This is a genomic window from Parabacteroides sp. FAFU027, from assembly GCF_022808675.1.
Classification (GTDB): domain Bacteria; phylum Bacteroidota; class Bacteroidia; order Bacteroidales; family UBA7332; genus CAXXIC01.
Genome location: NZ_JAKZKV010000026.1, coordinates 1 through 6,593, shown reverse-complemented (window position 1 = coordinate 6,593; position 6,593 = coordinate 1). Strand labels below are relative to the sequence as shown.

The 6,593-nt window shown below is 46.1% G+C and carries 1 protein-coding gene; it reads right to left on the bottom strand.

Going from position 1 to position 6,593, the window contains the following annotated elements; genetic code table 11:
• The coding region (locus tag MLE17_RS18750; RefSeq protein WP_243350302.1) for an HYR domain-containing protein at positions 1-6,593 on the bottom strand (6,593 nt) is incomplete at both ends.

The following is a 6,593-nucleotide window of genomic DNA, read 5'->3' as shown; positions in this document are numbered from 1 at the left end:
TTACGGTTGGTGTAAGTATGTTGCCACAAGCATCTTTCACTTCCGGTGCAGTCGGACGAACGGCGTCTGCCGGACAATTGACGGTGGAATCTCCACTGGCCGGTAACGTGAAGTCCGGTTGAGCAATCGTGTAAACGTAGCTCCAGGCGTGAGTGTGACCGCTGCAATCTTTGTAGGTAAAGACATAAGTCATACTGCCGTCACAGCTGATCAGACTTGGTTCGCTTACGGTTGGGGTCAGGATGTTGCCACAAGCGTCTTTGACTACAGGAGCGGTCGGGCGAACGGCGTCTGCCGGACAATTGACGGTATCAGAAACGTTGGCCGGTAACGTAAAGTCCGGTTGGGCAATCGTATAGACATAGCTCCAGTAGTGGCTATGACCACTGCAATCTTTATAGGTAAAGACATAAGTCATACTGCCGTCGCAGCTGATCAGGGACGGAGTCGTGATAGTTGGGGTCAGAACATTATCACATGCGTCTTTGACTACAGGTGCTGTCGGTTGTAACGCATCAGCAGGACAATTTACGGTTGATGATCCATCGGATGGCATCGTTACAACAGGGGCATCAATCGTATAGGTGTAAACCCAGCTATAAGTTGCGTTAGCGCAGTCCGTATAAGTGAACGTCCAGGTCTTGTCGCCTGAACAGATTGGGTCGGCGCTTGGTACACCGGCACTCACGGCGAGGGTTCTGCCGCAGTTATCCGTTACCACCGGAGGAACTGGCGCTGTCGCGTTAGCGGCACAAGCCACATGAACGGCGGCAGGATTCGATGGCATCGTTACAACAGGGGCATCAATCGTATAGGTGTAAACCCAGCTATAAGTTGCGTTAGCGCAGTCCGTATAAGTGAACGTCCAGGTCTTGTCGCCTGAACAGATTGGGTCGGCGCTTGGTACACCGGCACTCACGGCGAGGGTTCTGCCGCAGTTATCCGTTACCACCGGAGGAACTGGCGCTGTCGCGTTAGCGGCACAAGCCACATGAACGGCGGCAGGATTCGATGGCATCGTTACAACAGGGGCATCAATCGTATAGGTGTAAACCCACTCTGCTGATATTCCGGTACAATCGGTGTAAGTCCAGGTGTAAGTTTTAGTTCCCGAGCAAACCGGGTCTGCTCCTACCACAGGGCCTGTAACTGTAAGAGGTGCTCCGCAGGAGTTATTGACCGTTGGATTAGCCGGTACTGTTTGGGCATCGGATATACAAGCCACTGTAGAAGCACCCGCAGTCGGCATGGTGAAGGTCGGCGGAGTTATCGTAATCACCTGTACACACCCCGCCGATTTCCCATACTTATTCACCGCAGTCCAAGTACGACGAATAGTATAATTACTTGCACAACTACCCGGAGTGATCGCATCATTATAAGAAATAGCTGGTGCCGGATCGCACGGATCAGTCGCTGTCGCAAAGCCAAACGCTTCAGGTGTAGTCGGATCAGTACAATTAACAGTAGCATTAGGAGGGCAAGTAATAACCGGAGGATTTGCATTCACGGTTATCGTTTGGGTGCAGGTAGTTACATTCCCGGATGCATCAGTAATCGTCCAGATAACGGTAGTTACACCTACCGGATACACTCCGCTGGCGTTGTTGGTTCCAGTAATGCTATTAACCAATGTATATCCTTCGTTACATGGATCAGATACCGTCGGAACAGGGACGGTCACATTGGCAGAACATAATCCCGGATCTGCATTTTTAGTAATATCGGGAGGACAGCCAGAAGTAAATACAGGTTTATTCAGGTCCTTGATCCAAACATTGAATGAACATGAAGCCGAATGACCTGATGCATCCTTTACCGTATAGGTAACGACAGAAACTCCCACATCAAAGGTTTGTCCACTAACAGAGTTGATACCAGTGGCAGGACTACTGATGATAGATCCGTTCGGTTTTTGAATAGTCCAGGTTTGTAAAACTACTCCACAGTTATCTGCTGCAACCGGATCTGGAATGGTAACATTGGTCAAAGCACAACTACCCAGAGGTGCAGTTTGTACTACATCAGCCGGACAAGTGATTGTCGGGGGTTGATTATTATCAGTAATAGTCACCGTCTGATTACAGGTGGATGAATTTCCACAGGCATCAGTAGCGGTCCAGGTCACAGTGGTAGTACCTAGCGGGAACTGAGCTGGAGCATTATTAGTAATAGTTATTTCTCCTGAAGCCGAACAATTATCATTCGCTGTCGCTGTTCCCATAGTTATTCCGGTAGCATAACATTCATTTTGATCGGTCGTTCCGGTTACATTTGCCGGACAGGTAATTGCTGGTCCCTGAGTATCAACAATCGTGAATGTTGCCTGAGTTGTTGAACTGTTTCCACAGGCATCTTTAGCTGTAAAAATAACATTTACAGCACCCGTTGCGCCACATAAATCGGACAATCCCGTATAATTATTACTCCAGGTTACTGTACTACAATCATCTGAAGCAACAGCTCCGGCATGATTTGCCAACCAACTATTTAAGGCTGCGGTATTTCCGGTACCATCGCATTCTACTGTAAGATTCTGAGCCTGAGTTGTAATTGCAGGAGGAGTATCATCATAAACTGTAATAACCTGAGTAAATACAGTACTTACGTTGTTGCAATTATCTCTGGCCGTCCAGGTATTGGTATAAGTCCCCGAATTTGGACAAGATCCCGGAACAAAGACACCTGAAGTTTTAGTCAGTGTAGGAGTAGGATCGCATAAATCTGTCGCTATCGGCTCTAAAGCACGGGCAGCATTCAGTCCTATATTATCAGAGCAATCAACTGATCTGTTCAATGTCCCTGCAACTGTTAACCAAACAGGAGGCACAGTATCAATCACTGTAATCGTCGATGTAGCTGAACTTACATTTCCACACTGGTCAGACGCTCTAAAGGTGACGGTAAGCGGAGGTTGATTACATGCCATATTGATACCAGTGTAATTATCCGTCACAGGAACTGGTACTGTTCCATCCATCGCGGTTGCTGATGCACGCCAATTTGCGATCTGTTGAGCCGCACCGGGAGCATTACACTGCACTACCAAAGGAGAAGGTACAACAAGTGAATTTGGACCAAGCCTATCAAAACGAACACTAAAATTATGCGTTGCTGTATTACACTTCACTCCACTCTGGGTTTCAGTAACTACTAACGAATAATCACCTTCTACCTGAGGTTTCCATGAAGGATTAGTGGAAAGAAGTGTTCCTGATCCGTTTGGACCGCTAAACCATTGATAAGTATAAGTCAGATTTATTGGAGTGATATTTGCATTGATTGTTGGAATATTATTTGCACAAATATTCCCCGGATCAATATTAAACTGAATATCAATCTTGGGTAGTGTTGTTACAGTAAATTCACTACAATCTATTATTGGATTATTGTTACAGGACTGTCCTTCTACTGCCCCACAGAATTGATAGACAATAACCGGAGGTGTCAGGCTGTCAGGTGTAAATACAGGATTCGCACAATTTGTACATGACAAGTAGCGCAAAAGAGATTGATCATTTGGACTTTTTACAGACCATACAATTGATCCCGGAACTGCACCAGTAACAGATAAAGTGGTAGCACATTTTGCATCCTGACGGGTTGTAATAGCACCTCCAATTAGCCCGCTAATTGATTGAATGGAATAGGTATTCTTATTATTCCCAGGTTTACAGAATGTTAGGGTATAAAACCGTCCTCCGGCTAAACATATTGCATCTCCTACTTTAACAGGAGTTCCACAGTCAACCTGATAATAGAGTGCTCCGGGTGGAACCGCTCCTGATTCAATATTAAAAATTAATCCAACTGCATCTTTATCCAGATACACATTAAATGATGTACACCGCGGAGGAGGAGGTCCGGTAGCTCCACAGCAAATACCTTCTCTTTTATGTAAAGGAGAAATCCAAAGGCTATCGGGAGCTCCATTTAATAATGCCGGATAATAAGGCACATTGTCCTGACAAATAGGACAATAGGTATTATCTATAACCGTAATGACCTGAGTGCATGTATCAGATTGATTACCACATGCATCTCGTGCAACATATTTACGAATAACACTGCTTGGGCAAAAACCGGCACCTTGTGTTAGCCCTGTATACTCTTCATAGGTTAAAATAATTTGAGCATTACCGCTACAAGCATCAACAGCTGTAATATTTACATTTTGATCACTTGCGGGAATAGCATTGGAGTTGGCTACTGAAAAATTATTACAGGTCAATACCGGAGGCTTTGTATCTACAATAGTAATAATTTGTGTACCTGTTGTAGTGTTTTCACTACAATCTTTTGCAGTCCAGGTTCTGGTTATGGTTGACCTCCCTGTACAGCTTCCCGGAGTAGTTACGTCTGTATAAGTAAAAGTTACAGAGCCAGCACAATTATCCGATCCTGTGGGCCACCCTGTATTGTCCGGATGTGTACTCGCAGAGCATTCTATAGTTTTATTAGAAGGTAAGTTTAAAGTCGGTTTTATATTATCTGCAACTGTTATCAATTGCGTCTTGGGCAAAGATGTATTTCCATAAGCATCCGTTACAGTCCAGGTACGTGTAACACTGTAGGTTCCAGTACAACTACCAGGAACAGGTGATCCATCTGTATAATTCACAATTAAGTTTGCAGAAGGAGTGCAATTATCTGATTTATCTGTAACCGTTCCTGTTACAGACGGATTAATACTGGCTGAGCAAGCTGCTGTAACATATACTGTTATAGGAGATGGTGCAGTAAAGATAGGGGGAGTATCATCTAATACTATCACTTCTACCGATGCCGTTGGTACTGAATTGCAGACAACACCGTTTAAGGTTGAAACTGTAGTTCTTCTGAATCTGGTTGTTTGGCTTAAAGCAGGGGATGCATATGTGGCTGACGTTGCTCCACTGATAACACTCCAGGTTGTACCTCCGTCAATTGACTTTTCCCAAATGTAAGTAATGGTGCCTGAACCTGTTCCGGCAGACGAACTAAATGCTGACGGTACTGAATTCGGACATATTTTCTGATTAGAACTAATTGATCCTGCTGTAGGGGTTGACTGAACGGTAATCGAGCCATTAGCTGTTGCTACCACGCAACTATTGCCGGTCGTGGTTACGCTGTAGTTGAATATTCCGGATGCAGTTGGTGTACCACTGATTGTGAAGGTGCTGCCACTAAAAGTACCGGTTACGCCCGACGGTAGTCCTGTTACTGTTGCTCCGGTTGCGCCACCTCCAACACTGTATGTGATATTAGCTATCGGTGTATTGAAACAAACTGTCTGACTTGTTGTTGAAGGGGCTGATGTTAGACTGATTGTGTGGTTTGGATTAACAGTAATAGTACCATTGGCTGTTGCTACCACACAACTATTGCCAGTCGTAGTTACGCTGTAGTTAAACGTTCCGGATGCAGTAGGTGTGCCACTGATGGAGAAGGTGCTACCACTAAAAGTACCGGTTACGCCGGATGGTAAACCTGTTACTGTTGCTCCGGTTGCGCCACCTCCAACACTGTAAGTGATATTAGCAATCGGTTTATTAATACAAACTGTTTGTGTATTATTGGCCGATGTCAGACTGATTGTATGGTTTGGATTTACAGTAATAGTACCATTGGCTGTTGCTACCACGCAACTATTGCCGGTCGTGGTTACGCTGTAGTTGAATGTTCCGGATGCAGTCGGGGTGCCACTGATCGTGAAGGTGCTGCCACTAAAAGTACCGGTTACGCCAGATGGTAGTCCTGTCACGGTTGCTCCCGTTGCGCCGCCGCCAATACTATAAGTGATACCGTTTATCGCGGTATTGATACAAACGGATTGGGTTGATGTAGACGGAGCGGATGTCAGATTGATCGTATGATCCGGATTGACCGTAATGGTGCCGGTTGCCGTGGCGACTATGCAGCTGTTACCGGTCGTGGTTACGCTGTAGTTGAACGTTCCCGAAACGGTAGGTGTGCCGCTGATGGTCAATGTACTGCCGATGAATGTTCCGCTGACTCCTGCTGGCAATCCCGATACCGATGCTCCCGTTGCACCGCCGCCAACACTGTAAGTGATACCGGCGATCGCGGTATTGATACAAACGGTTTGGGTTGATGTAGAGGGTGCGGAGGTCAGGTTGATCGTATGATCCGGATTAACCGTAATAGTACCATTGGCTGTTGCTACCACGCAACTATTGCCGGTCGTGGTTACGCTGTAGTTGAATGTTCCGGATGCAGTCGGTGTGCTGCTGATCGTGAACGTGCTGCCACTAAAAGTACCGGTTACGCCGGATGGTAGCCCTGTCGCGGTTGCTCCGGTTGCGCCCCCTCCTACACTGTAAGTGATATTTGATATCGGTGTATTGATACATACTGTCTGACTTGTTGTTGAAGGAACTGATGTCAGACTGATTGTATGGTCTGGATTAACAGTAATTGTGCCATTAGCGGTGATATTTCCACAACCGCCTGTCAATGTGATAGTGTAAGGGAATGCTCCACTAACAACTGGTGTGCCACTAATCGTTACCACATTTCCAGCCCAACTACCGCTTACACCAGTGGGTAAACCAATGAAAGTAGCTCCTGTTGCTCCGGTGGTGGCATAG